This is a genomic window from Streptomyces sp. NPDC059874 (genome assembly GCF_042731135.1).
Classification (GTDB): Bacteria; Actinomycetota; Actinomycetes; order Streptomycetales; family Streptomycetaceae; genus Streptomyces.
Map to the genome: position 1 here is coordinate 58,416 of NZ_JBHWJY010000007.1, position 22,804 is coordinate 81,219.

Annotated in this window: 21 protein-coding genes, 2 tRNA genes and 1 pseudogene; 4 read left to right on the forward strand and 20 right to left on the reverse strand. The window is 71.5% G+C overall.

Annotation, left to right across the window (positions count from 1 at the left end):
* Nucleotides 1-12: 12 nt before the first annotated feature.
* From ACFV9H_RS06395 to ACFV9H_RS06420, 6 genes are all read right to left on the reverse strand, one after another.
* The gene (locus tag ACFV9H_RS06395; protein ID WP_385394099.1) at nt 13-1,557 is read right to left on the reverse strand and encodes an ATP-binding protein; all 1,545 of its coding nucleotides are present in this window, start codon (nt 1,555-1,557) and stop codon (nt 13-15) included.
* Entirely contained in the window at nt 1,557-2,324 is a 768-nt protein-coding gene (locus tag ACFV9H_RS06400) for a response regulator transcription factor (protein WP_385394102.1), read from the reverse strand. The genes ACFV9H_RS06395 and ACFV9H_RS06400 overlap by 1 nt, the downstream gene beginning before the upstream one ends.
* Before the next feature lie 67 nt (nt 2,325-2,391).
* Nucleotides 2,392-3,273 (reverse strand): amidohydrolase family protein, encoded by an 882-nt coding sequence (locus ACFV9H_RS06405; RefSeq protein ID WP_385394104.1) that lies wholly within the window; start codon nt 3,271-3,273, stop codon nt 2,392-2,394.
* The gene (locus tag ACFV9H_RS06410) at nt 3,257-3,595 is read right to left on the reverse strand and encodes an antibiotic biosynthesis monooxygenase family protein (RefSeq protein WP_385394107.1); all 339 of its coding nucleotides are present in this window, start codon (nt 3,593-3,595) and stop codon (nt 3,257-3,259) included. The genes ACFV9H_RS06405 and ACFV9H_RS06410 overlap by 17 nt, the downstream gene beginning before the upstream one ends.
* A 116-nt stretch (nt 3,596-3,711) precedes the next feature.
* Nucleotides 3,712-4,614 (reverse strand): DUF2797 domain-containing protein, encoded by a 903-nt coding sequence (locus ACFV9H_RS06415; protein WP_385394109.1) that lies wholly within the window; start codon nt 4,612-4,614, stop codon nt 3,712-3,714.
* On the reverse strand, nt 4,611-5,045 hold the full coding sequence (locus ACFV9H_RS06420) for an Lrp/AsnC family transcriptional regulator (protein WP_385394111.1): 435 nt from the start codon (nt 5,043-5,045) through the stop codon (nt 4,611-4,613). The genes ACFV9H_RS06415 and ACFV9H_RS06420 overlap by 4 nt, the downstream gene beginning before the upstream one ends.
* 107 nt (nt 5,046-5,152) lie before the next feature.
* Between ACFV9H_RS06420 and ACFV9H_RS06425 the strand changes: the two genes are divergently transcribed.
* On the forward strand, nt 5,153-6,064 hold the full coding sequence (locus ACFV9H_RS06425; protein ID WP_385394313.1) for an SMP-30/gluconolactonase/LRE family protein: 912 nt from the start codon (nt 5,153-5,155) through the stop codon (nt 6,062-6,064).
* A 3-nt stretch (nt 6,065-6,067) separates the two neighbouring features.
* On the opposite strand, the gene ACFV9H_RS06430 is transcribed toward ACFV9H_RS06425, so the two are convergent.
* The 4 genes from ACFV9H_RS06430 to ACFV9H_RS06445 form a co-directional block, all read right to left on the reverse strand.
* Nucleotides 6,068-6,433 (reverse strand): PH domain-containing protein, encoded by a 366-nt coding sequence (locus ACFV9H_RS06430; protein WP_385394114.1) that lies wholly within the window; start codon nt 6,431-6,433, stop codon nt 6,068-6,070.
* A 151-nt stretch (nt 6,434-6,584) separates the two neighbouring features.
* On the reverse strand, nt 6,585-7,157 hold the full coding sequence (locus ACFV9H_RS06435; RefSeq protein ID WP_385394116.1) for a hypothetical protein: 573 nt from the start codon (nt 7,155-7,157) through the stop codon (nt 6,585-6,587).
* Nucleotides 7,158-7,228: 71 nt separating this feature from the next.
* Nucleotides 7,229-7,301, reverse strand: a tRNA-Arg gene (locus tag ACFV9H_RS06440).
* A gap of 218 nt (nt 7,302-7,519) precedes the next feature.
* A tRNA-Ser gene (locus tag ACFV9H_RS06445) sits at nt 7,520-7,610 on the reverse strand.
* Nucleotides 7,611-7,821: 211 nt separating this feature from the next.
* Between ACFV9H_RS06445 and ACFV9H_RS06450 the strand changes: the two genes are divergently transcribed.
* From ACFV9H_RS06450 to ACFV9H_RS06460, 3 genes are all read left to right on the forward strand, one after another.
* Complete coding sequence (locus ACFV9H_RS06450; RefSeq protein ID WP_385394118.1) at nt 7,822-8,247, forward strand: SSI family serine proteinase inhibitor; 426 nt, start codon at nt 7,822-7,824, stop codon at nt 8,245-8,247.
* Nucleotides 8,248-8,366: 119 nt separating this feature from the next.
* Nucleotides 8,367-11,795, forward strand: coding sequence for a PAS domain-containing protein (locus ACFV9H_RS06455; RefSeq protein ID WP_385394120.1), 3,429 nt, complete (start codon nt 8,367-8,369; stop codon nt 11,793-11,795).
* Nucleotides 11,796-11,808: 13 nt separating this feature from the next.
* Complete coding sequence (locus ACFV9H_RS06460; RefSeq protein WP_385394122.1) at nt 11,809-12,384, forward strand: antibiotic biosynthesis monooxygenase; 576 nt, start codon at nt 11,809-11,811, stop codon at nt 12,382-12,384.
* A 6-nt stretch (nt 12,385-12,390) separates the two neighbouring features.
* On the opposite strand, the gene ACFV9H_RS06465 is transcribed toward ACFV9H_RS06460, so the two are convergent.
* The 10 genes and pseudogenes from ACFV9H_RS06465 to ACFV9H_RS06510 all read right to left on the reverse strand — a co-directional run.
* Nucleotides 12,391-14,040, reverse strand: coding sequence for a long-chain fatty acid--CoA ligase (locus ACFV9H_RS06465; RefSeq protein ID WP_385394124.1), 1,650 nt, complete (start codon nt 14,038-14,040; stop codon nt 12,391-12,393).
* 197 nt (nt 14,041-14,237) lie between these two features.
* Complete coding sequence (locus ACFV9H_RS06470) at nt 14,238-14,771, reverse strand: SigE family RNA polymerase sigma factor (RefSeq protein WP_385394127.1); 534 nt, start codon at nt 14,769-14,771, stop codon at nt 14,238-14,240.
* Between the two features lie 136 nt (nt 14,772-14,907).
* Nucleotides 14,908-16,074, reverse strand: a complete 1,167-nt coding sequence (locus ACFV9H_RS06475; protein WP_385394129.1) for a lipid-transfer protein — start codon at nt 16,072-16,074, stop codon at nt 14,908-14,910.
* Entirely contained in the window at nt 16,071-16,454 is a 384-nt protein-coding gene (locus ACFV9H_RS06480) for a MaoC family dehydratase (protein ID WP_385394132.1), read from the reverse strand. The genes ACFV9H_RS06475 and ACFV9H_RS06480 overlap by 4 nt, the downstream gene beginning before the upstream one ends.
* 3 nt (nt 16,455-16,457) lie before the next feature.
* Complete coding sequence (locus ACFV9H_RS06485) at nt 16,458-17,483, reverse strand: acyl-CoA dehydrogenase family protein (protein ID WP_385394134.1); 1,026 nt, start codon at nt 17,481-17,483, stop codon at nt 16,458-16,460.
* The gene (locus ACFV9H_RS06490; RefSeq protein WP_385394137.1) at nt 17,483-18,439 is read right to left on the reverse strand and encodes a bifunctional MaoC family dehydratase N-terminal/OB-fold nucleic acid binding domain-containing protein; all 957 of its coding nucleotides are present in this window, start codon (nt 18,437-18,439) and stop codon (nt 17,483-17,485) included. Before ACFV9H_RS06490 ends, ACFV9H_RS06485 begins: the two co-directional genes overlap by 1 nt.
* Nucleotides 18,436-19,587, reverse strand: coding sequence for an acyl-CoA dehydrogenase family protein (locus tag ACFV9H_RS06495; RefSeq protein ID WP_385394139.1), 1,152 nt, complete (start codon nt 19,585-19,587; stop codon nt 18,436-18,438). Before ACFV9H_RS06495 ends, ACFV9H_RS06490 begins: the two co-directional genes overlap by 4 nt.
* Before the next feature lie 182 nt (nt 19,588-19,769).
* Nucleotides 19,770-20,081 (reverse strand): hypothetical protein, encoded by a 312-nt coding sequence (locus tag ACFV9H_RS06500; RefSeq protein WP_385394141.1) that lies wholly within the window; start codon nt 20,079-20,081, stop codon nt 19,770-19,772.
* A gap of 432 nt (nt 20,082-20,513) precedes the next feature.
* Entirely contained in the window at nt 20,514-20,861 is a 348-nt protein-coding gene (locus ACFV9H_RS06505) for a DUF6344 domain-containing protein (protein ID WP_385394143.1), read from the reverse strand.
* A 1,002-nt stretch (nt 20,862-21,863) separates the two neighbouring features.
* Nucleotides 21,864-22,804 (reverse strand): annotated as a pseudogene (locus tag ACFV9H_RS06510) (hypothetical protein); the annotation flags it as partial.

Here is a 22,804-nt window from a genome sequence, read left to right on the forward strand (position 1 = left end):
CCGGACGCCCTGTCACCGCAGTGTGCTGAGCCTGTGCCCCGACTGTGAGTCCTCGACCGCCCCGTCACAGGGGTGCGGCAGCAGGACCTCGAAGCAGGTCCGCCCGGGCTCGCTCCGTACGTCGACCCGCCCGCCGTGCGCGCTGACGACGGCCTGGACGATGGCAAGGCCGAGTCCGGTGGAGCCCGCCGCGCGGGAACGCGAGGCGTCGCCGCGGGCGAAGCGCTCGAAGACGTGGGGGAGCAGCGCGGGCGCGATACCGGGCCCGTCGTCCTCGATCCGCAGCCGGACGGCGGATGTTTCACGTGAAACATGCGCCGTGACGGTGGTGCCGGGTGGGGTGTGCGTACGGGCATTGGCGAGCAGATTGACCAGCACCTGCTGGATCCGCGCCGGGTCGCCGCGCACGGGCGCCGGCTCCTCGGGCAGCCTCAGGCGCCAGTGGTGCTCGGGACCCGCCGCGCGGGCGTCGCTGACGGCGTCGACCACGAGCGGGGCCAGGTCGGTGGCGGTGTCCCCGGTGTCGAGCGGGCGGCCGGCGTCGAGCCGGGCCAGCAACAGCAGGTCCTCGACCAGGCCGGTCATCCGGGTGGCCTCGGACTCGATCCGGCCCAGGGCGTGCCGGGTGTCGGGGCCCGGCTCCTCCCGTCCCCGACGGGTCAGTTCGGCGTAGCCGCGGATGGAGGCGAGCGGTGTGCGCAGCTCGTGGCTGGCGTCGGCGACGAACTGCCGGACCCGCATCTCGCTCTGCTGGCGGGCCGTGAGCGCGGAGGAGACGTGCCCCAGCATCCGGTTGAGGGCCGCGCCGACCTGGCCCACCTCCGTACGGGGATCGGCGTCGGGCACCCGCTCGTCCAGGGCGGGTTCGCCGCTGTGCAGGGGAAGTTCGGAGACCCGGGTGGCGGTGGCGGCGACCCGCCGCAGCGGACGCAGGGCCACCCCGACCAGGACCTGCCCGGCGAGGGACGCGGCGATCAGCCCCGCGAGCGTGACGCAGACCTCCACCGCGATCAGCGTCCGCACGGTGCGGTCGGTGTCGGCGAGCGGTACCCCGACGGCGAGGCTCCCGTCGGGAGCGGTCAGCACCCGGTAGTCGCCGAGTCCGGGCAGCTCCACCTCCACCGGCTCGGCCACGCCCTTCCCTCCCTGGGCGCCCTGCACGGCCTTGCGTGCGATTTTGGCGAGGGCCGCGCCCTGCGCCTCGGTCAAGGGCTGGGGACGGTCGTACGAAGGGCCCTCGCCGGGGGTGTTGCGGTCGCTCATCGAGACCTTGCCGTCGGAGTCGATGAGGATCCCGGCAGCCCCCAGCGGGGTACCGGGCGCCCAGGGGAAGAGGACCTGATTGTCACGGACCTTCCGGAAAGGCCCCCGCAGGGTCATCTCCACGGAGGTCCTCAGCTGCTTGTCGACCTGGTCGACCAGGTGCGAGCGCAGGGCGAGGGTGGTGACGGTCCCGATGGCCGCGCCCACCACGGCGATCAGCGCGACCGCCGAGACGACGAGCCGGGTCCGCAGCGACCAGGGACGGCGGCGCGGCCGCTTCGGACGGACCGCCACTACTCGGCCGGCTTGATCAGGTAACCGGCCCCGCGCCGGGTGTGGATCATCGGCGCGAGCCCCGGGCCGCTCTCCAGCTTCCGGCGCAGGTAGGAGATGTACAGCTCGACCACGTTGGCCTGGCCGCCGAAGTCGTACGACCACACACGGTCCAGTATCTGCGCCTTGCTCAGCACCCGGCGCGGGTTGCGCATCAGGTAGCGCAGCAGCTCGAACTCGGTCGCGGTCAGGTGGATGTCCCGCCCGTCCCGCACCACCTCGTGGCTGTCCTCGTCGAGCCGCAGATCACCGACGGCCAGTACCGAACCGCCGCGCGCCGCCTGCGCCGCGCCCGAGCGCCGGACGAGGCCGCGCAGCCTGGCCACGACCTCCTCCAGGCTGAAGGGCTTGGTGACGTAGTCGTCGCCGCCCGCCGTGAGACCGGCGATGCGGTCCTCGACGGAGTCCTTGGCGGTCAGGAACAGCACGGGGACCTGCGGGATCTCCCGGCGCAGCCGGCCGAGGACGGCGAGCCCGTCCATGTCGGGGAGCATGATGTCGAGGACCACCACGTCCGGCCGGAACTCCTTCGCCGCCCGCACCGCTCCCGCCCCGTCGCCCGCGCTGCGGACCTCGCAGCCCTCGTAGCGCAGGGCCATGGACAGCAGCTCGGAGAGCGAGGCCTCGTCGTCGACGACGAGCACCCGGCAGGGCCCGCCGTCGGGCCGCACCAGGGCCGTGGGGCTGCCGGCGGACATGGACGCGTGGGAGGTGGTCGTCGCAGTCATGTGCCCACACTGTCCCGGGCCTCTGAGAGCGTTCTTGCCCCTTCCTGTGAATCTCCTGAGAATCGGATCAGCGGTCGAGTCCGAACAGCCCGGCGGCGTTGTCATGACAAACGGCCCGCAGCCAGTCGTCGCCCAGGCCGAGCCGTTCCAGCGCGAAGAGCTGGTGCTCATAGGGGTAGGGGATGTTCGGGAAGTCGGTGCCGAGCAGAATCCGGTCGCCGAGGTCCGCCAGCCGCCCGAGGTCACCGGCCGGGAAGCCGTTGAACTGCTCCGAGAAGTCCGTGAAGGCCATGGTGGTGTCCAGGCGCACCTCGGCGTAGCGGTCGGCGAGGTCGAGGAAGTCGACGTACTCGGGCATGCCCATGTGCGCCACGATCAGCGGCAGCCGCGGGTGGCGGGCCAGCAACCGGGCGATCGGCACGGGTCCGGTGTGCTTGCCCGGGACGGGCCCTGAACCGCAGTGGATCACGGTCGGGATCCCGGCCTCGCCCAGCAGCCCCCACACCGGCTCCAGCCGGTCGTCGTTCGGGTCGTACCCGCCGACCTGCAGGTGTGCCTTGAAGATCCGCGCCCCGGCCTCGACGGCCTGCCGGACGTACGAGGCCACGCCCTCCTCGGGGAAGAACGTCGCGGTGTGCAGGCACTCGGGGGTCCGGGCGGCGAAATCGGCGGACCAGGAGTTGAGCCAGGCGGCCATCGCCGGCTTGTGCGGGTACAGCATGGCGGTGAAGGCCCGGACCCCGAACTCCCGTAGCAGCGCGACCCGCTGCTCCTCCTCGTGCCGGTAGGTGATGGGCCACTCGACGCCGGTCAGCGGGCCGACCGCGTCGAAGTAGTCCCACACCTTGTCCAGGACCCGCTCGGGCATGAAGTGCGTGTGGACGTCGACCAGTCCGGGCAGCCCGAGGCGTTCCCGGAAGGCGCGGACCGTCTCAGGCGTGGCGGTCAAAGCCGTGGCTCCGCTCGACGGTCGCGACGTGCAGGGTGTAGCTCTCGTACCAGTCGGCGCGGCCCTGCTTCATGGCCGCCTGGTGCTCCAGGTCCTGCCGCCAGACGCCCAGCGACTCGTGGTCGCGGAAGTACGCCACGGTGATCCCGACTCCTCCCGGGGTACGCGCGGACTCGTATCCGAGGAAGCCGGGATTCGTCCGGACGATCTCGTTCATCCGGGCAAGGGTCTCGGGGTATCCGCTGTCGTCGTCCGTGCGGACATTGCTGAAAACGGCCATGACGTAGGGCGGTTCAAAGGCCGGTACCGGCTGAATGGTCATGTCCACCACCCTCGGCGGAGCCCCCCTGGCATGTCCACCGGAAACGGCCCCGGAAGCCCGAAGGGATCCAAGTTTTGACCATCGCGCCCGCGCCCCGGACACCGCGGCAGCGCCTCTCAGAACAACCCGTCCTGCCCTGCGGTCGGATCAACGGCAGCCGGAATCTCCGCCACCGGCACCACCACCGCCCGATCCTCCGCTTCCGCCTCCGGGACAGCGAGCTCCCAGCCGGCCAGCAGCCGGGTGTCCACCACGAGCCCGTCCGCGAGGTGCAGATCGGGCCCGGCCGCGCCCACCAGCCTCCCCACGACGGCCCCGCCGGGCACCATCTCCGTGACCACCCGAGCCGGAGCGGGCAACCCGGTCCACCCGTCCAGCCCGAACACCCCGGCGTGATCCGCGACTTCACACGCCAACCGCTCCAGTGAATCCGGCCACCCCGCCAGCGCCGCAGCCCTGGCGTGCAACTCCGCTACCTCCAGGGCCCGCTCGGACGCCGGAGGCAGGTGCGCCCGAACGCCCCGCTTGCGCGCGTACGCGATCCGGTCTGGCACCCCGAGAGCCGCCCTCAGCAGCTCCTCGGTGCGCCGGGCAGCCATCAGCGGACCCCGCCCCAGCCAGGCCCAGGCCACCGCCCCCTGCTCCAGCAGCCGGGCCGAGCCCCGCTCCTCGGCGGTGATGCCGACCTTGACCAGCCCGGGCCCGAACCAGGCCAGGTAGACCCGGTAGGCGCGCGGATCGGCCGCATTGGTGTCGGCCGCCACCGAGAACGACCGGTCGAGGCGCGCGCACTCGGGGCACTGCGCGTTCCCCGCGCGCCCCGGCACGGTGGCGGCGGTCGGGCACGCCGTCCGCTTCCCGGCCCTCCGTACACCGAGACAATGCCGTTCCCCGCGTGCGACGAAGGCCAACCGCTGCCCGTAGACGAGCCCGCTCACCCGCTCACCGCGCCCGGCCCCGTACCACCCGATGGCCGGCCGGCCATCGCTCCACCGGATCCCGGTGCACCACCAGGTCACAGCGGGAGAGGCCGCTCGAAGAAGGTCTCCAGAACGACGGTGGCCTGCGTTCCGCTGACCCCCGCGATGCCGTAGAGACGTCGCAGGACGTCCTGCAGCCCCTCGGTCGAGGCCGTGCGCACCTTGACCATCACCGATGCGCTACCCGCGATGATGTGCGCCTCCTGAATCTCGGGGATCGCGGCGAAGTCCGGGCCGGACTCACCCATCCACGCGTTGGAGTCGACCATCACGTAGGCGAGCACCCCGCTGCCCACCGCGGCCGGGTCGACGTCGATGGTGGTCCGCCGGATCACGCCGCGCTCGCGCAGCTTGCGGACCCGCTCGTGCGTCGCCCCCGCCGAGAGCCCGACCGCCGTGCCGAGAGCGGCGTACGACTGCCCCGCGTCCTGCTGGAGGCGCAGGACGAGCGCCCGGTCGATGTCGTCCACGCGATCTTCCTCTCATGGGCCCGTCGGCCCTTGCGAAGACGGTACCTGATCCTGCAATCTCAACATCGCGCCGAACACGATTCGGCAACACCGCCTCAGGGGGAATGATGTCTGCCATAGCCGACCTCGCCTTGTACGAAATCCTGGACGACCGCTTCCGGACCGGTCGCTGCGCCAACGGCGACATGCGACTGGAGCGGCTCTACGACGACTGCCGCTGGGCCGAGGGCCCTCTCTACCTGCCGGCCTGGCGACAGCTGGTGTGGAGCGACATCCCGAACGACCGGATGCTGCGCTGGGACGAGGCCACCGGCGCGGTCTCCGTCTTCCGCTCCCCGGCCGGCCACCCCAACGGCAACACCCTCGACCGCGAAGGCCGCCTGATCACCTGTGAGCAGGGCAACCGGCGCGTCACCCGCACCGAACCGGACGGCAGCCTCACCGTCATCGCCGACCGCTACGACGGCAAGCGGCTCAACAGCCCCAACGACTCGGTCGTCCGCTCCGACGGCTCCATCTGGTTCTCCGACCCGGACTTCGGCATCACCAACGACTACGAGGGCCACCGGGCACCGAGCGAGATCGGCGCCTGCAACCTCTACCGCGCGGACCCCGTGACCGGCTCCGTCAACATGGTGGCCGACGGCTTCCTCGGCCCCAACGGCCTCGTCTTCTCCCCGGACGAGAGCGAGCTGTACGCCGCCGACACCCGCGCGGGCCACATCCGCGCGTTCAAGGTCACCGAGGACGGCACCCTCACCGACGACCGCGTCTTCACCACCTGCCCGCGCCCCGACAACATCCGCTTCGACGACGAGGGCCGGCTGTGGGCAGCCGCGATGGAAGACGGTGTCCACTGCTACGCCCCGGACGGCACCCTGATCGGCCGCGTCCGCGTCCCCGAGCCGGTCTCGAACCTCACCTTCGGCGGTCCCAAGAACAACCGCGTCTTCATCACGGCCACCACCTCGCTCTACTCGATGGTGATGTCCGTGACCGGCCTCCCCCGAGTCCGGTGAGGGCTACCGGGCGACGAACTGCGTGAGGATCGCCTGCACCTCGTAGATGTCGACGCCCTTGGTGAAGGTCTTCTCGATCGGCGTCGAGCTGCCGGATATCCATATCTTCAGCTCGGCGTCGAGATCGAAGTGCCCCGCGGTCTCCACGGCGAAATGCGTGATGCTCCGGTAGGGGATGGAGTGGTACTCCACCTTCTTCCCCGTGAGCCCCTGCTTGTCGATGAGCACCAGCCGCCGGTCGGTGAACAGGATGGTGTCCCGAATCAGCAGGTAGGCGGCATGCACCTGCTCCCCATGCCCCAGCAGCCGCGCGTAGTCCCGCTGCGCCGACACGGGGTCGACCGTGTGCGCGTTCCCGAACAGTCCCATGAGAGCCCCCCACTTCCAGCTTCGAACGATCTCCAAAACCGTATCGAGCCCGGGGCGTAGCCCGCGTCACCCTTCAGAGCCATCCCGCCCCTGACTACCTCCGGGGGACCCGTCCCCACCAAGGAGGAGACCGCCGGCCGGCGCGCACCGTTCAGGGCTGCTTCTTCAGCACACACACCCTGCCGTCGTCCGGGTCCCCGATCTGTGCCCACAGCACCTGCGCTGCGACGCTCCCCCGAGCCTCGTACCGCGCCGTCGCCCCGCCGTCACCGAACCCGACGCGCACCACGGTCACCCGCCCGTCGTCTTCCTGCGAGTCGGAGGCGTCCCACGTCCCGGTTCCCGTCCTGGCCGGCCACGGACGCCGCCCTGCCGGCCTACCCACGCCCTTGCCCTCGCCCGAGAAGTCACCACAGACATCCGTCGCGGTGAACGTGCCGTCGGCCGCCAGCACCAGCGTGCCGCCCCCCTCCTGGTCCCAGTTGCCCACCAGGGCTTCCTTGGCCAGCACGAGCGGCTCCCCCTCCGGTGCCCCCGGAGCCATGGCGCGGCCGCCCAGAAGCATGGCGACCAATGCCGGCGGCGCCAGAACCATGCCGAGAACGCCGATCGCGCAGCCGATCCCACGCTTCGTTGAGCGCGACATCGGCGGCTTCTGCCACTCCCGCTCATCCAGCGGCCACGGCTCCGGCTGCCACCTGGGCCCCTCACCGACCTCGTTCACCCTCGACTCCCCCTGGAGGTGGGTACAACGACGGAGGCCCCGGACTTTCGTCCGGGGCCTCCGTCTTGCTGTGCACTCGGCAGGATTCGAACCTGCAACCTTCTGATCCGTAGTCAGATGCTCTATCCGTTAAGCTACGAGTGCTTGGGCTTCCCGGGGTTTTTCGCCCCGTTGGCCTTGCGAGAACAACAATACATGGACCTCGCCGGGACGCGAAATCCATTACCCAAACCCCACCTGACCTGCGGAAACGAGCCGGATGAAGATCGTCCGGATGGTTGACGCAGGAGGTCGAGCGGAACGGGATTGACCCGGAACGCATCGAGGCCCCGGTCCGTCAGGACCGGGGCTTCGATGAGGTGCGGAGGCGGAGGGATTTGAACCCTCGATGGACCGTAAAGCCCAAACCGCATTAGCAGTGCGGCGCCATAGACCGGACTAGGCGACGCCTCCAGCACACCCCCGCGTAGGAGGGTGCGTGCAGATGATGACACAGGCGCGGGGCCCCTCACCAATCCGCTCCCACGGTACTAGGACGGGCGGCCGAAGGGCAAAGGCTTAAGACAGCGCGGCACACCTCTGTCGGCAGGGGCATCGGCACGCAACGTAGGAGCGCCCCGGTCGTTGGTCAGGCGTACGACGTACGGACGACCTGGAGTGCCCCATGCTGCGTCTCGCCGCCTTCGCCGTCACCTCCGCCTTCGCCGCCGCTGCCGCCGGACCGCTGCCGCCGCTGCCCCTCGGGCGGCTGCTGACCGGCCCCGACCACCTCACGATCGCCATGGCCGACACCGGCAACCGCCGGCTGGACCGGGAGTACCTGCTCGAATGCGACCCCGTGGGCGGCGACCACCCCTGGCGGGAGCAGGCCTGCGCGAAGCTGCACAAGCTCGCCGCCGAGGGCAGGAACCCCTTCGCCCCCGTCTCCAAGCGACAGATCTGCAGCATGAAGTACGGGGGCCCGGCCACCGCCCGGATCACCGGGACCTGGCAGGGGCACAAAGTGGACGCGACGTTCCGGCGGACGGACGGCTGCGAAATCAGCCGTTGGGCCGAGTTGGAACCTCTGCTTCCGAGTGGGCGTTCCTGACCTGGGAGGATGCGCGGGCCGGGAGGTATGCACCACACTTCGTCCATCCCGCCGCGGGGCTGTGGCCTTAGACTCCTCCCGTGACATGCCGGTAGTTGTGGTCAGGGAGGAAGCTCGTCGTGAGCAGCAGGCCATCCCGAGGCGCTGCTCGCCTCGCAGCAATACTCGACGCTCTTCCGGACGCGCTGTTGCTCGTCAACGCCAACGGCACGGTCGTCAACGCCAATTCGATCGCCCTTGAGGTCATGGAGAGCCCCGGAACCGGGCTCGTCGGCCGGGGCGTGCTCGACCTCCTGCCCGAGTTCGACTCCAAGCTGATCCCCGGCTCCATGCGCCGGCCCGGCGAGGACGACGGCGGCCGCGCCACACCCAAGCGGATGATCGCGCGCCGTACCGACGGCTCCGAGTTCCCCGTCGAGGTCACCAGCGCCCACCTCGACGGACGTGACGCCTACCGCGAGCCGCAACCCGGCTACACGGGCGACGAGCTGCTGATGCTCGTCGTACGGGACCTCTCGCAGACCGTGGACACCGAGGCCGAGCTGGCCCGCTCCCAGCGGCAGACCGAGATGATCCTGCGCGCGGCCGCCGAGGGCGTCGTCGGAACCGACACCGACGGACGGGTGGTGCTGGTCAATCCCGCCGCCGCCCAGATCCTCGGTTACCGGGCCACCGACCTCGGCAACCGCGAACTGCACGGCCTGGTCCAGCACTCGCGCGCCGACGGCTCGCCCTTCCCCTTCGACGAGTCCCCGCTCGCCGACACGCTGCGCAGCGGCCGAAAGCACCGCGTGCGCGGGCAGGTGCTGTGGAACAAGGCCGGCCAGCCGGTTGCCGTCGACCTGACCACCTCGCCCGTTCGGGACGGGGAGCAGCTCGTCGGCGCCGTCATGACCTTCACCGACCGCCGTCCCTACGACGCCCTCGCCGCGCGGCACGCGCAGCTGCTGGCCGTCCTCGGCGAATCGCTGCGCGGGCCGCTGGACGAGCTCCGCGGGGAGCTGGCCACGCTGGCCGCCGACGACGCGGGACAGCTCTGGCCCGAGGCCAACCAGCTGCTGCACCACCTGGCCGCCGGATACTCGCGGATGACCACGCTCGTGGACAACGTGCTCGGCTTCCAGCGCCTGGACTCCGGCAACGACAAGCTCAACAAGAAGAAGGTCCTGATCAACGGCGTCGTCACGGCCGGCGTCGACGGCGCTGTCGAGCTGATCGGACCGGGCCGCGCGCAGTTCGCCGTCCACGCGCCGACGATCGAGGCCGAAGTGGACGCGGAGCGGGTCGCGACCGCGCTCGCCCACCTGGTCGCGGACGTCGCCGGGGTGGACGCCACCGGCAAGACCCGCCAGGGCAGCGGGTACAGCGACTCGACGATCGTGGTGGCCGCCGCGCAACGCGGTGACGTCGTACGGATCGAGGTGCGCGGGCCGTACGAGGGCGGGAACCCCGTCCACGAGCCGATCGTGCGGGGCATCGTGGCCGCACACGGCGGCGTGCTGCAGACCGTGGAGGTGCCGGGCGCGCCCGGCGGGGCGTACGTGCTGGAGCTGCCGCTGGGCGCGGGAGCCGGAACGGTGACGCTGCCGGAGCCCGCCGAGGAGCCCGCGGCCGGTCCGGCCGGGGACGGCTCCGCGGCGGCCGGGGATGCGGCCCCCGGCAAGGTCTCCGGCGGGCGCCGGGGCCGACGCGGAGTGGACGCCTTCCTGGAAGACGAGTCAGCCGGCCCCGAAGCCGCGCAGGCCGAGCGGGGCGGGGGCGCGCTGGCGCTGCCGTCCGGGCGGCGCCGCGCGGGCGAGGCCGCCGTCCCCGGAGCGGGGCCGGAGCTCGCGCAGTCCCCGGTGAACCCGGCGGGACTGGGCACGGGACGCAGGCGAGGCCGGGCCGGCGACGGCAGTGGTGAGATCGGCAGCGGTCCGGCCGGCCTCGGAGGACCCGACGGTTTCGGGGGCCAGAACGGCCCCGGCGCCATCGCAGGCCCCGGCGGCATCGGCGTTCAAGGCGGCATCGATGGCCCCGGGGGACCCGGGCAGCCTGTGCCGCCGCAGGGCACCGGCGGTATGCCCGCGCTGCCCGCCGTGCCCGCCGTGCCCCCGGTCCCGGTGACCGAGCACCCCGCGGGGCGGCGCCGCGCGCTGGGTCCGGCCGGGCCGCCGCAGCCCGGCGGTCCGGTGCCCGCGACCGGGCTCGGCCCGACGCCCGCACCCGCGCGTCCCATCGCCCCCGAGGGCGGCTTCGCACTGCCCGCCGGACCGACTCCGGCCCCCTCCGCCCCGCAGACCCCCGTGATGGCCGGCCCGGCCCCCGCTCCCGCCGAGGCCGACGCCGAGGCCCCGGGCGGGCGGCGTGGACGCCGGGTGCTGGGCGCGCCCTCCGCCGACCCCGAAGCCGCTGCCGCGCAGGCCCCCACGGGCGCGGGGGAACCCGTACCCCCGACCGGGCGGCGGCGTGCGCTGTCCGGCACCCCGGCATGGCCGGTTCCGGCGGCACGCACCGCCCCCGAGGACGACGAGTCGGGCCAGGTCGCGCTCCCCGGGGCCCGGCAGCCGCAGGACACCCCCGGGGACGGCCAGTCCGGGCAGCCGATCAACGTGCGCGCCCTCGGCACCCTCGGCCAGGGCATCTCCGTCGACCCCACCGCCACCGGCACCGGCTCGGGTTCCGGCCGCCGGCGCCGGCTCGCCGAGCCCGCGCCGCAGGGACGGGCCTTCGCCATAGGTGCACCCGAGGCGGGCGCCGCCGAAGGTCCCGAGCCCCTGGACGGCCCGGGCGGAGCAGTCGAGGTGGTCAACCGTCCCGTGCCCGTGCCGGTGGACGACGAGCTTCCGCCGGAGCCCCTGGACAACCCGCGCCGCCTCCTGGTGTGGCCCGCCCCCGACGTGCAGACGCAGCAGGCGCTCAGCGACCGCGGCTACCGCCCGGTGATCGTGCACTCCCGCGAGGAGGTGGACGCGCAGATCGCCGCGTTCCCCGCCGCGCTCTTCGTGGACCCGCTGACCGGGCCGATCACCCGTACCGCCCTGCAGTCCCTGCGGCAGGCCGCGGTGGCCGCCGAGGTGCCCGTACTGGTCACGGCCGGGCTGGGGCACGCCACGCGCGAGGCGGCGTACGGCGCCGATCCGGCCGTCCTGCTCAAGGCGCTGGCGCCGCGGGACAGCGAGCAGCACCCTTCCCGGGTGTTGCTGATCGAGGAGCGCGACGAGATCGCGGCGGCGCTCACCACCGCTCTGGAGCGGCGGGGCCTCCAGGTCGCCCGGGCGGGCGCCGACACCGACGCGGTGGACCTGGCGACCCGGATGCGTCCCAACCTGGTCGTCATGGACCTGATGCAGGTACGCCGCCGCCGGGCCGGGATCGTGGACTGGCTGCGCGCCAACGGGCAGTTGAACCGCACCCCGCTGGTGGTCTACACGGCGACCGGCATCGATCCGGCGGAGCTGCCGAAGCTGGCCTCCGGGGAGAGCGTGCTCTTCCTCGCCGAGCGGGCCACCACGACGGACGTGCAGGGTCGCATCGTGGACCTACTGGCGAAGATCGGCACCAACTAGTCATCCTGGCCCGATGGCCATCATCGACACGACCGAGCACAGCGTCCCCGCCGACAACGGTGAGGTGAACCTGCTCATCGCGAGGCAGGTGGAGCCGGGCTACGAGGAGACCTTCGAGGCCTGGGCCCACGGGATCCTCGAGACGGCCGCGGGCTTCCCTGACCACCTCGGGTACGGGCTCTTCCGCCCGGCGACCGAGGGCGGCCCGTGGTTCCTGGTCCACCGCTTCCGCAACCAGGCGGCGTTCCAGCGCTGGCAGGACTCGCCCGAGCGGGCCCAGTGGTTCTCCAACTGCCTCGGACACCACCACACGGAAATAGCCCGCCGGGAACTGCACGGCATGGAGACCTGGTTCGCCAAGCCGGGTACGACCCGGCCCGCGCCGCCGCGGTGGAAGATGGCGATCAGCTCGGGGCTGGCCATCTTCCCGATCTCGCTCGTCGGCAACGCGGTGCTCGGGCCGTACCTGGTGGATCTGCATTTCGTGCTGCGCACGGCCGCCTTCGCGGTCGTCTTCAGCACCCTGATGACCTACGTCGCCATGCCCACCGTCAGCAAGCTGCTGCGGCCGTGGCTCACCAAGGGATGACGGCGGTCAGTCGAGCTTGGTGACCTCCAGCTCGCCGTCCGCGTACTGCTTGCGGATCACCTTCTTGTCGAACTTGCCGACGCTGGTCTTGGGGACCTCCGCGATGACCGTCCAGCGCTCCGGCAGCTGCCACTTGGCGATCGACCGGCCGAGGAACTCGCGCAGACCCGCGTAGTCCACGGCCGCGCCCGCCTTGAGCACGACGGTGGCCAGTGGGCGCTCGCCCCACTTGTCGTCGGGGACGGCGACCACGGCGGCCTCGGCGACCTCGGGGTGCGCCATCAGCGCGTTCTCCAGCTCCACGCTGGAGATCCACTCGCCGCCGGACTTGATGACGTCCTTGGCGCGGTCGGTGAGGGTGAGGAAGCCGTCGGGACTGATGACGCCGACGTCCCCGGTCTTGAGCCAGCCGTCCGCGCTGAACTTGTCCTCGGGGCGGAAGGGTTCACCGGCGGCGCCGCCGTAGTAGGCTCCCGCGATCCAGTTTCCGCGCACCTCCAGCTCGCCCGCCGACTCGCCGTCCCAGGGCAGGTGGTCACCGCCGGGGCCGACCAGGCGGGCCTCGACGCCCGCCGGGAAACGGCCCTGGGTGATCCGGTACGGCCACTCCTCCTCGGCGCTCAGACCGGCCGGCGGGTGCGCCATCGTGCCGAGCGGGGAGGTCTCGGTCATGCCCCACGCGTGGCAGAGGCGGACGCCGAGCTTGTCGTAGGCCTCCATCAGGGCGGGCGGACAGGCCGCGCCGCCGATGGTGACCTGCTTCATCGAGGAGAGGTCGCGCGGGTTGGCGGTGACCTCGGCGAGCAGTCCCTGCCAGATGGTGGGGACGGCCGCCGCGTGCGTGGGCTTCTCCCGCTCGATCATCTCGGCGAGCGGGGCGGGCTGGAGGAAGCGGTCCGGCATCAGCATGTTGATGCCGGTCATGAAGGTGGCGTGCGGCAGGCCCCACGCGTTCACGTGGAACTGCGGGACGACGACGAGGGTGGTGTCCCGGTCGTTGAGCCCCATCGACTCGGCCATGTTGACCTGCATGGAGTGCAGGTAGATCGAGCGGTGCGAGTACACGACCCCCTTGGGGTCCCCGGTGGTGCCGGAGGTGTAGCACATCGCCGCCGCCTGGCGCTCGTCCAGCTCGGGCCAGTCGTAGCTGTCCGGGCGGCCCGCGATGAGCTCCTCGTACTCGTGCACCCGGACGTCCAGGCCGTCGAGCGCGGAGCGGTCGCCGACGCCGGCGACCACGACGTGCTCGACGGTCGGCAGGTGCGGCAGCAGCGGCGCGAGAAGGGGCAGCAGGGTGCCGTTGACCAGCACGACCCGGTCCACCGCGTGGTTGACGATGAAGACCAGCTGCTCGGGAGGGAGCCTCAGGTTGAGGGTGTGCAGGACCGCGCCCATGGAAGGGATCGCGAAGTACGCCTCGAGGTGCTCGGCGTTGTTCCACATGAGGGTGGCGACCCGGTCGTCCTGCTGTACGCCGAGCTCGTCGCGCAGGGCGTTGGCGAGGCGGGTGGCGCGGGCACCGATCTCGGCGAAGCTGCGGCGATGCGGCTCGGCCTCCCCGGTCCAGGTGGTGACCTGGGACTTCCCGTGGATCGTCATCCCGTGTCGGAGTATGCGGGTGACGAGGAGCGGTACGTCCTGCATGGTGCTCAGCAAAGCGTCCTCCCGGTGAGCGCTGCGGCGCTGGGGCGGCTACGGATGCTGCGATTCTGCGCACGTACCGGTCGGCATGTCACTACCCGGGAGTAGAAACAGGGCCGTGTTTCACGTGAAACATCCTCCGCGTGCCCTTCGTCCCCAGTGCCCTCTGGTTTCACGTGAAACATCGGCGGGGCCGGGGGCGCCTTCGACGGTCAGCGGACCGGCGTGAGCTCCGGGTCCTCGCGGAGCTTGACCAGCGCGCGGGAGACGGCACTCTTCACGGTGCCGACCGAGACCCCCAGCAGCTCGGCGGTCTGCGCCTCGCTCAGATCCTCGTAGTAGCGCAGCACGACCATGGCTCGCTGCCGGTCGGGCAGCCGCGTCACCGCACGCCACATCGCGTCGCGCAGGGCCTGCGCCTCCGCGGGGTCGGCGGCCGGGGCCTCCTCGGTCTCCGGCAGCTCGTCGCAGCAGAACTCGTCCACCTTGCGCTTGCGCCACTGGGACGTACGCGTGTTGACCAAGGCCCGCCGGACATAGCCGTCCAGGGCGCGGTGGTCCTCGATGCGGTCCCAGGCCATGTAGGTCTTGGCCAGGGCCGTCTGGAGCAGGTCCTCGGCGTCGCACGGGTTGGCGGTGAGGGAGCGCGCCGTGCGCATCAGGACCGTGCCGCGGGTCCGGACGTACGCCGAGAACGACGGGTACGGCGTCGGGTTCGAGGCGAGCGTGCACACAGGCGTGGTCATGTGTCCACGCTAGGAGCGCACGCTCCTCATGGGATCGGCCGCAAGTGCCGAAGGCGGGTCCGTCTCAGGTTGTAGGAGTGGGGAAAGCCCCACCTCCTGAAGGTGGAGGAGGTGGGGCCCAATCGGCACGAATCCCTCAGCCGTCGGTTCCGAGGATCAACCCGGAGGTCGGCACCCCGGTACCGGCCGTGACGAGTACGTGCTCGGCTCCCTCGACCTGGTTGACGGAGGTGCCGCGCAGCTGGCGGACGGCCTCGGCGATGCCGTTCATGCCGTGCAGGTACGCCTCACCGAGCTGGCCGCCGTGGGTGTTGATCGGCAGCGCGTCGCCGGCCACGAAGTCGGCGGCCTCGCCCGGCTTGCAGAAGCCGAACTCCTCCAGCTGCATCAGCACGAAGGGGGTGAAGTGGTCGTAGAGGATGCCGACGTCGATGTCCGAGGGCCGCAGCCCGCTGGTGCGCCACAGCTGGCGCGCGACCACGTCCATCTCGGGCAGCCCCGTGAGGTCGTCCCGGTAGAAGGAGGTCATGCCCTCCTGGCGGCGTCCGGCGCCCTGCGCCGCCGCGGTGATCACGGCGGGCGCATGCCTCAGGTCGCGGGCCCGCTCGGGTGTGGTCACGACGATGGCCTGGCCGCCGTCGGTCTCCTGGCAGCAGTCCAGCAGCCGTAGCGGCTCCACGATCCAGCGCGATGCGGCGTGGTCGGCGAGGGTGATGGGCTTGCCGTGGAAGTAGGCGGCGGGGTTGTTCGCGGCGTGCCGCCGGTCGGTGACGGCGACGTGCCCGAACGCCTCGGGAGTGAGATTGTAGGTGTGCAGGTACCGCTGGGCGGTCACGGCCACCCAGGAGGCGGGGGTCAGCAACCCCCAGGGCAGCGACCAGCCGAGCGCCGCGCCCTCGGCCGAGGGTTCACGCTGCTGGACGCCGGAGCCAAAGCGACGCCCGGAGCGCTCGTTGAAGGCCCGGTAGCAGACCACGACCTCCGCGACCCCGGTGGCGACGGCGAGGGCGGCCTGCTGGATGGTGGCGCAGGCCGCACCGCCGCCGTAGTGGATGCGGGAGAAGAAGGACAGCTCCCCGATACCGGCCGCCTGCGCGACGGTGATCTCGGGGTTGGTGTCCATCGTGAAGGTGACCATGCCGTCGACGTCGGCGGGGGTGAGCCCGGCGTCGTCGAGGGCGGCGTGCACGGCCTCGACGGCGAGCTTGAGCTCACTGCGCCCGGAGTCCTTGGAGAACTCGGTCGCTCCGATGCCGGCGATGGCGGCCCGGCCGCCGAGCTCGTCGCGGGTGCGGACGCTCATGCCGGCACCTCCGCGGTGACCGTCCCCGAGACGTGGTGGCCGATGCCGTTGGCTCCGATCACGCGGATCTCGACGGTGCTCCCCGAAACGGCGGTGACCGTGCCGGTGAGGGTCATCGTGTCGCCCGGGTAGTTGGGGGCGCCGAGGCGGATGGCCACTTTGCGCAGGACGGCGCGCGGCCCGAGCTGGTCGGTGACGTATCGGCCGACCAGGCCGTTGGTGGTCAGGATGTTCATGAAGATGTCCGGGGAGCCCTTCTCCCGGGCGAGCGCCGCATCGTGGTGCACGTCCTGGTAGTCACGGGAGGCGATCGCCCCCGCGACGATCAGGGTGCGGGTGACCGGGATCTCCAGCGGCGGCAGTTCCTCGCCGACTCTCATGGCTCAGCCTTCCTGCGCCAGCGTGGCGCCCAGTTCGGCCAGCAGCTCGCTGCCGCAGCCCAGGTACGCGTCCAGTTGGCGCCCCCACAGGAAGTGCCGGTGGACGGGGTGGTCCAGGTCGGCGCCCATGCCGCCGTGCAGGTGCTGGCCCGCGTGCACGACCCGCTTGCCGGCCTCCGAGGCCCACCAGGCGGCCGTCAGGGCGTGTTCGCGCGCCGGAAGGCCCTGGTCGATGCGCCAGGCCGCCTCGTACGTGGTGACCCGGATCGCCTCGGTGTCCATGTAGGCGTCGGCGGCGCGCAGCAGGACGGCCTGGTTGGTGGAGAGCGGCCGGCCGAACTGCTCACGGGTGGAGGTGTATTCCACCGCCCGGGCGAGCGAGCCCGCGCAGACGCCCGCCTGGAGCCCGGCGAAGGCGGTCCGGGCCGCGGCCAGAGTGGCTTCGTAGGCACTGTCACCCCCGAGGCGTTCGCCCTCGGCTCCGGTCAGGGTCAGTCGGCCTGCCGACCAGGGTGCGGTGGTCTCCACCGGGCAGGTGCTCACGCCGGGCGCGTCGGTCCGTACGAGCCACAGGGCCCGGTCCGAGTCCGGGACCAGTACGTGAGTGGCGTCGCGCAGCCAGGGCACGGCGGGTGCGGTCCCGGTGAGCCGGCCGTCCTCGGCGGTGATCCGACCGCGCACCGGGAAGGCGCCCGTGGCCACCGCCTCGCCCGTACCCAGGGCGGGCAGCAGGCGGTGGCGCTGCTCGGCGCTGCCGTGCGCGGCCACCGGGAGGATCCCGTACGCGCAGGTGGCGGCGTACGGGACCTGTGCGGTGGTGCGGCCCTGTTCCTCGAGGAGCAGGACCAGGCCGAGCAGGCCGATTTCCTCGACGGCGGCGGTCATTCCGGCCGTGGTGAGGGCCTTCCAGAGCTCGGCGTCACTGCCGGTGCCTGCGGCCCCGAGGCGTTCGTGGGTGGCGAGGTCGCCGAATATCCGGGCGGCGAGGCCCGCCGCGGCGGCCTGCTCCTCGGTGGGGTGGAAGTCCATCAGCCTTCACTCCCGCGGAAGACGGGGAGTTCGAGGCCGTCGTCGACGCGCAGGAACTCCAGCTGGACGGGCATGCCGATGCGCACCTTGTCGTACGGGACGCCGGTGATGTTGCTGATCATCCGGACCCCCTCGGCGAGCTCGACGAGCGCGACCGCGTAGGGACCCCCCGCGGCAGCGGGATCTTCGTGCGCCGTGAAGGCCGGGAAGGGCGGGTGGTGCATGACGACGTACGAGAAGACCGTGCCGGAGCCGGAGGCCTCGACCGTGTCCCAGTCCGGGCTCGCGCAGGCGTTGCAGCCGGGCAGCCACGGGAAGCGGAGGGTGGCGCAGGAGGCGCAGCGCTGGATGAGGAGCTTGTGTTCCCGGACCCCGTCCCAGAATCCCTGGTTGTCGCGGTTGATCACCGGGCGGGGGCGCTGGGCCTGGGGCTTCTTCTGTGGCCTGGCTGCGGGCGCGTACTTGAGGATGCGGAAGCGGTGGGTGCCCGCGAGCTCGCCGTCCGCGTGGACGTCCATGCGGGTGGTGACGAAGTGGCCGGTGCCCAGCTTGGTCGTCTTGCGCGGGGACACGGACTCGATGACGGCGTCGAAGGTGATCGTGTCCCCGGGGCGGAGCGGACGCAGGTACTCCTGCTCGCAGTCGGTGGCGACCACCGAGGTGAAGCCGGCGCCGTCGAGGAGAGCGAAGAGATCGTCGTAAGGGGCCGAGCGGTCCGAGTGGCCGGACAGCCCGCCCATGGTCCAGGCCTGGAGCATGGTGGGCGGCGCGATGGCGTCCGGGCCGGTGTAGGCCGGGTTGACGTCGCCCATCGCCTCGCACCAGTGGCGGATCATCGGCTCGTTGACCGGGTCCTTGCCCCGGCCCGCGGTGGCGGCCGGCTGCCCCTCGAAGGCAGCCAGCAGCGCGTGGAACCGGGCCGCCTCCTCGGCCGTGTCGGCCGCCTGCGCCGTCATCGCTTCCTCCCCTTCATGCCGAGCCGCATCATGGCGACGATCTCCCGCTGGACCTCGCTGACCCCGCCGCCGAAGGTGTTGATCTGCGCGGCGCGGTTCATCCGCTCCAGCTCGCCGCCCGCGAAGGCCTCGGGTCCCCGTACGAGCGCCTCCTCGCCCACCACTTCCTGGCACATCCGGTACACCTCGACGGTGGACTCGGTGCCGAGGAACTTCACGCCACTGGCGTCGCCGGGGGCCAGGGTGCCCGCGCCCACGTCCTGGACGAGCCGCCAGTTCAGCAGGCGTACGGCGGCCAGTCGCGCATGTGCCTCGGCGAGCCGGGACTGCAACCAGGGCTGGTCGGCGGGCCTTTCGCCGGTGACCGGATCGGGAGTGCGGGCGTGGTCGAGCGCGCTCTCGTAGAAGTCCTCGGCCTGCATGCCGATGGCGGCGAGGGCCACGCGCTCGTGGTTGAGCTGGTTGGTGATCAGGCCCCAGCCTCCGTGCTCGGGGCCGACGAGGTTGCCGGCGGGCACGCGGATCGAGTCGTAGTACGTCGAGGTGGTGGTGAGCCCGCCGACGGTGTCGATGGGGGTCCAGGAGAAACCGGGGTCGTCGGTGGGCACCAGGATGATCGAGATGCCCTTGTGTTTGGGCGCCTCGGGGTCGGTGCGGCAGGCGAGCCAGATCCAGTCCGCGTTCTGGGCGTTGGAGGTGAAGATCTTCTGCCCGTCGATCACCCAGTCGTCCCCCTCGCGGACGGCCCGGGTGCGCAGCGAGGCGAGGTCGGTGCCGGCTTCCGGTTCGGAGTAGCCGATGGCGAAGACGATCTCGCCCTTGAGGATCCGGGGCAGGAAGTAGTCCTTCTGCTCCTGGGTCCCGTACTTCATCAGGGTCGGGCCGACGGTGTTGAGCGTGACCATGGACACGGGCGCGCCGGCCCGGTAGGCCTCGTCGAAGAAGACGAACTGCTCGTCGGGGCCTCGGCCCTGGCCTCCGTACTCGACGGGCCAGCCGAGGCCGAGCAGGTCGTCGGCGCCGATGCGGCGCAGCAGTTCGCGCTGGCGGGCCGGGTCGTCCGGGACCCCCTCCGGCAGCAGGTCCTGGAAGTACTCCCGCAGTTCGGCGCGGAGCCGCAACTGGCCTTCGGTCGGGGCGAGGTGCACGGCGCTGGCCTCCCGGCATCACAACATCGAGTGGACCTGACTGTCCGTCAGATTCACCTCCGGTGTCAAGGTCGCGAGGGGAGCCCGCGAGGAGACGCACACGCGAGGGCGCCCGCGCTACCGGACCCCAGCCGGTCCGGTCGCACGGGCGCCCTCAAGAGTCGGAGCGGCTCAGGCCGCGGCTACCACCAGGGGTAGAAGTTGACCGCCACATTCGAGTTGGACTGGTGGATCGCGGTGAAGGCGGAGCCGTTGACCTGCGCGGTGTTGTTCTGGTTCGACGCTCCGGAGCCGGTGGCCACCTGCTGCGAGGTGGAGGAGTTGCCGTTGTTGTCGCCACCCACGCCGCTGCCGATGATGCCGGCGACGCTCGCATTCGATCCGTCGTTCGCGAAGGAGCCGTTGTCGGCCGAGGCCACCCCACCGAAGAGGGCGACGGCGAGGGGGAGAGCGGCGACGGCGGCGATGACGCGGGCGGTACGGATGCTTGCCATGTGTGAATCCTCCAGAAAACCGAAGTGGGATTTACTCCAAGGCAGTTGGCCGACCGCCTCGGTCGTTCCGTGTGGTGACGACGTCGCGAGACCAGAGTTGCCCACCGAATCCCCGGCGAACCACCCCGGAGTCTGCGATTCCCCCGCAAGCATGACCAACACCGGATAAACCCAATTCGCGCCCCCGACGCCCCAGGTCAGCACCCTGGAACCCGGCGAAACCCTTGCGGCGCAAGGGCTGAAGCGTTCAGCCAAAACCTTGCGCCCGGACATGCCAAAAAGGGCCGCGTCGTCCGGGAACCCCACCGTCTCCCGGCCCTGCGGCCCTGCGATACCAAGTTTCACGCCCCCTGCGCGCCCCCGGCGTCCGCCGGGGCAACCCATCCGTGCCCCGCTCCGGGGGCACCCACCGCACTACGTTTCGGCGCCGGTCTACGCGGCGAGCGCGAGCACGTCCCGGGCGGCTCCGACGGTGACCGCCGCACCCATGGCGGCCGCTGTGGTCGAGCGGCGGACGGAGGGGGCCTTGCCATGGGCCTCGGCGCGGATCCGCTGCTTGATGGTCGGCGGGAGCGACCCGCCCCGCATCATCGCCCGCCAGGTCCGCCGAGCCGCCACGGCCGTCCGGCGCACGGAGCCGGACGCCGGGACCGCAGTCGCGGGAGCGACGGAGGCGAGGGCCGGGGCCGCCTTGCCGACGAGCCCGACGGAGGCGAGGAGCGCCACGAGGGCAGCGAGGACGGAGGTCCAGATCGACGAGATGACGCTGCGCTGAGCCATGACGGGGTCCCTCATTTCGCGATGTTCCGACGGGCGGATCTGCATACATTCGTCATGATGCGGACGCAACCGCACGGCCCCCACGACCCGCGCCGATCTTCCGACAAACACCACCCGTAAGGTCCAATCGCGCCCTGGGAACGGACATCTACGGCGTGATCGAGCGCCGCTGGGACCGCCGGCCGGACGAGGCGGACCGGGTCTGGTTCGACGGCTGACCTCAACGCGAACAGGAAGGGGTGCCACCGACATCGGTGGCACCCCTTCGAGGCCGGCTTCAAGCCGGTGGTGCGGTGGGTGTGGGATTTGAACCCACGGTGACTCGCGCCACGACGGTTTTCAAGAGGGTCATGGTTGCGGCGCTCTCGCCTCGCTGACCTGTGAGGAACCCCTCCAACGACCCTGATCGCCGGCGGCCGGGGGACGTCTGGGAGACAAGCCTCGGCGTGGGCGCTCCACCGAGCACACTCGGAGCAGGCCAGCAAGCCAGAAAACTCGTCGCACGCCTTACCCCGACGGAGAACAATCCCTGGCATGGGAGCAGACATCCACGGGTTCATCGAGTGTCGCTGGGATCGCTGGCTGGACGAGGACGGCCTCGGGGAACATCGGTACAGCGGTTGGCGCTGAGATTCATCATGGTCGGCTAGCACGCCGGTCGGAGGCTCCGCCGGGGTTCGCGGAAAGATCGCCGAGTGGGTTCCCGGGCTGGCTACGGTCTGCGTCGTGCCGGTGGAGTTTCTGACTGATGAGCAGGCCGAGGCGTAGGACCCGCCCCCGCATCCAGGTTGGCGCCGGGCACCGTGCGCAGCACCTCGGCGGCCTCCCGGGCGGAACACGCTCCCGCCCGGCTGCCCATCCGGCACTCTCCCGTGTGCACGCGGGTGGGCTCTCGCCGTACGCCGATCCCAAGTTCGACGCCGAGACGCTCGAGCCCGGCAGATACGGAGGGCCCCGCCCGATCTGATGATCGGGCGGGGCCTCGCTCGTGCTTTTCTGGTGTCAGGAGGTGAAGTAGCCGTTCAGGTCGGCGATCACGTCGACGGAGCCGGCATGGTTGTAGAACGTCACGCGTCCGTCCACCACCGGCACCACCACCAGATTGGCGACGGTCTGACCAGCGGTGAAGTTGAGGTTCGAGACGTTGGGACGCGCGAGCCCGTGCGGGTGGACCATCAGGAAGCTGTTCCCGGTGGGCGCGGTGACCGTGACGTTCAGGACGACGGCGGTCACACCCTCCGCGGGAACTCCCGCGACCCCGGCCACCCGGAGGTCGACGGATGCGCCTGAACCCACGGCGCCCGCCCGGGCGCCGGTGCCGTCGCGGGTGTCCAGCAGCCGCACCGGGCCCGCCGCGGAAAAGTTCGACCCGGTGGCCGCGTAGTAGCCGGACACGTCGGCGATCAAGTCCACTGAGCCGAAGGCGTTGCGCAGGTCGACCTTTCCGTTGGTCACGGGGACGGTCACCAGGTTGGGCACGATCTGCCCGGCCGTGAAGTTGAGGCTCGACGACTGCGGCACCGGCTGCCCGTTCGGGTAGACCGATACGAAGCCGGCCTGGGTCGGGGACACCGCGGTCACGTTCATCACGACCGCGGTCACCCCGGTGGCCGGAACGCCCTTGACCCCGGCGACCTGCAGCGTCACCACCCCGCCGGGTCCGACCCGCTGCTGCTTCGCGCCGGTACCGTCACGCGTGTCCAGGAACCGCGACGGCGTGATCGAGTTCAGCGCGGAGCCCACCCCGGCCTTGTCGGTGTAGTAGCCCGTGACGTCGGCGATCAAGTCCACCGAGCCGAAGGCGTTGCGCAGGTCGACCTTTCCGTTGGTCACGGGGACGGTCACCAAGTTGGGCACGATCTGCCCGGCCGTGAAGTTGAGGCTCGACGACTGCGGCACCGGCTGCCCGTTCGGGTAGACCGATACGAAGCCGGCCTGGGTCG

Excerpts from the sequence above, each read along its gene's own strand:
- ACFV9H_RS06480 (WP_385394132.1), bottom strand. The coding sequence starts at position 16,454 with ATGAGAGTCGGCGAGGAACTGCCGCCGCTGGAGATCCCGGTCACCCGC.
- ACFV9H_RS06500 (WP_385394141.1), bottom strand. The coding sequence starts at position 20,081 with ATGGCAAGCATCCGTACCGCCCGCGTCATCGCCGCCGTCGCCGCTCTC.
- ACFV9H_RS06460 (WP_385394122.1), top strand. The coding sequence starts at position 11,809 with ATGGCCATCATCGACACGACCGAGCACAGCGTCCCCGCCGACAACGGT.
- ACFV9H_RS06475 (WP_385394129.1), bottom strand. The coding sequence starts at position 16,074 with ATGAGCGTCCGCACCCGCGACGAGCTCGGCGGCCGGGCCGCCATCGCC.
- ACFV9H_RS06410 (WP_385394107.1), bottom strand. The coding sequence starts at position 3,595 with ATGACCATTCAGCCGGTACCGGCCTTTGAACCGCCCTACGTCATGGCC.
- ACFV9H_RS06400 (WP_385394102.1), bottom strand. The coding sequence starts at position 2,324 with ATGACTGCGACGACCACCTCCCACGCGTCCATGTCCGCCGGCAGCCCC.
- ACFV9H_RS06490 (WP_385394137.1), bottom strand. The coding sequence starts at position 18,439 with ATGACGGCGCAGGCGGCCGACACGGCCGAGGAGGCGGCCCGGTTCCAC.
- ACFV9H_RS06505 (WP_385394143.1), bottom strand. The coding sequence starts at position 20,861 with ATGGCTCAGCGCAGCGTCATCTCGTCGATCTGGACCTCCGTCCTCGCT.
- ACFV9H_RS06470 (WP_385394127.1), bottom strand. The coding sequence starts at position 14,771 with ATGACCACGCCTGTGTGCACGCTCGCCTCGAACCCGACGCCGTACCCG.
- ACFV9H_RS06485 (WP_385394134.1), bottom strand. The coding sequence starts at position 17,483 with ATGGACTTCCACCCCACCGAGGAGCAGGCCGCCGCGGCGGGCCTCGCC.
- ACFV9H_RS06425 (WP_385394313.1), top strand. The coding sequence starts at position 5,153 with ATGTCTGCCATAGCCGACCTCGCCTTGTACGAAATCCTGGACGACCGC.
- ACFV9H_RS06430 (WP_385394114.1), bottom strand. The coding sequence starts at position 6,433 with ATGGGACTGTTCGGGAACGCGCACACGGTCGACCCCGTGTCGGCGCAG.
- ACFV9H_RS06450 (WP_385394118.1), top strand. The coding sequence starts at position 7,822 with ATGCTGCGTCTCGCCGCCTTCGCCGTCACCTCCGCCTTCGCCGCCGCT.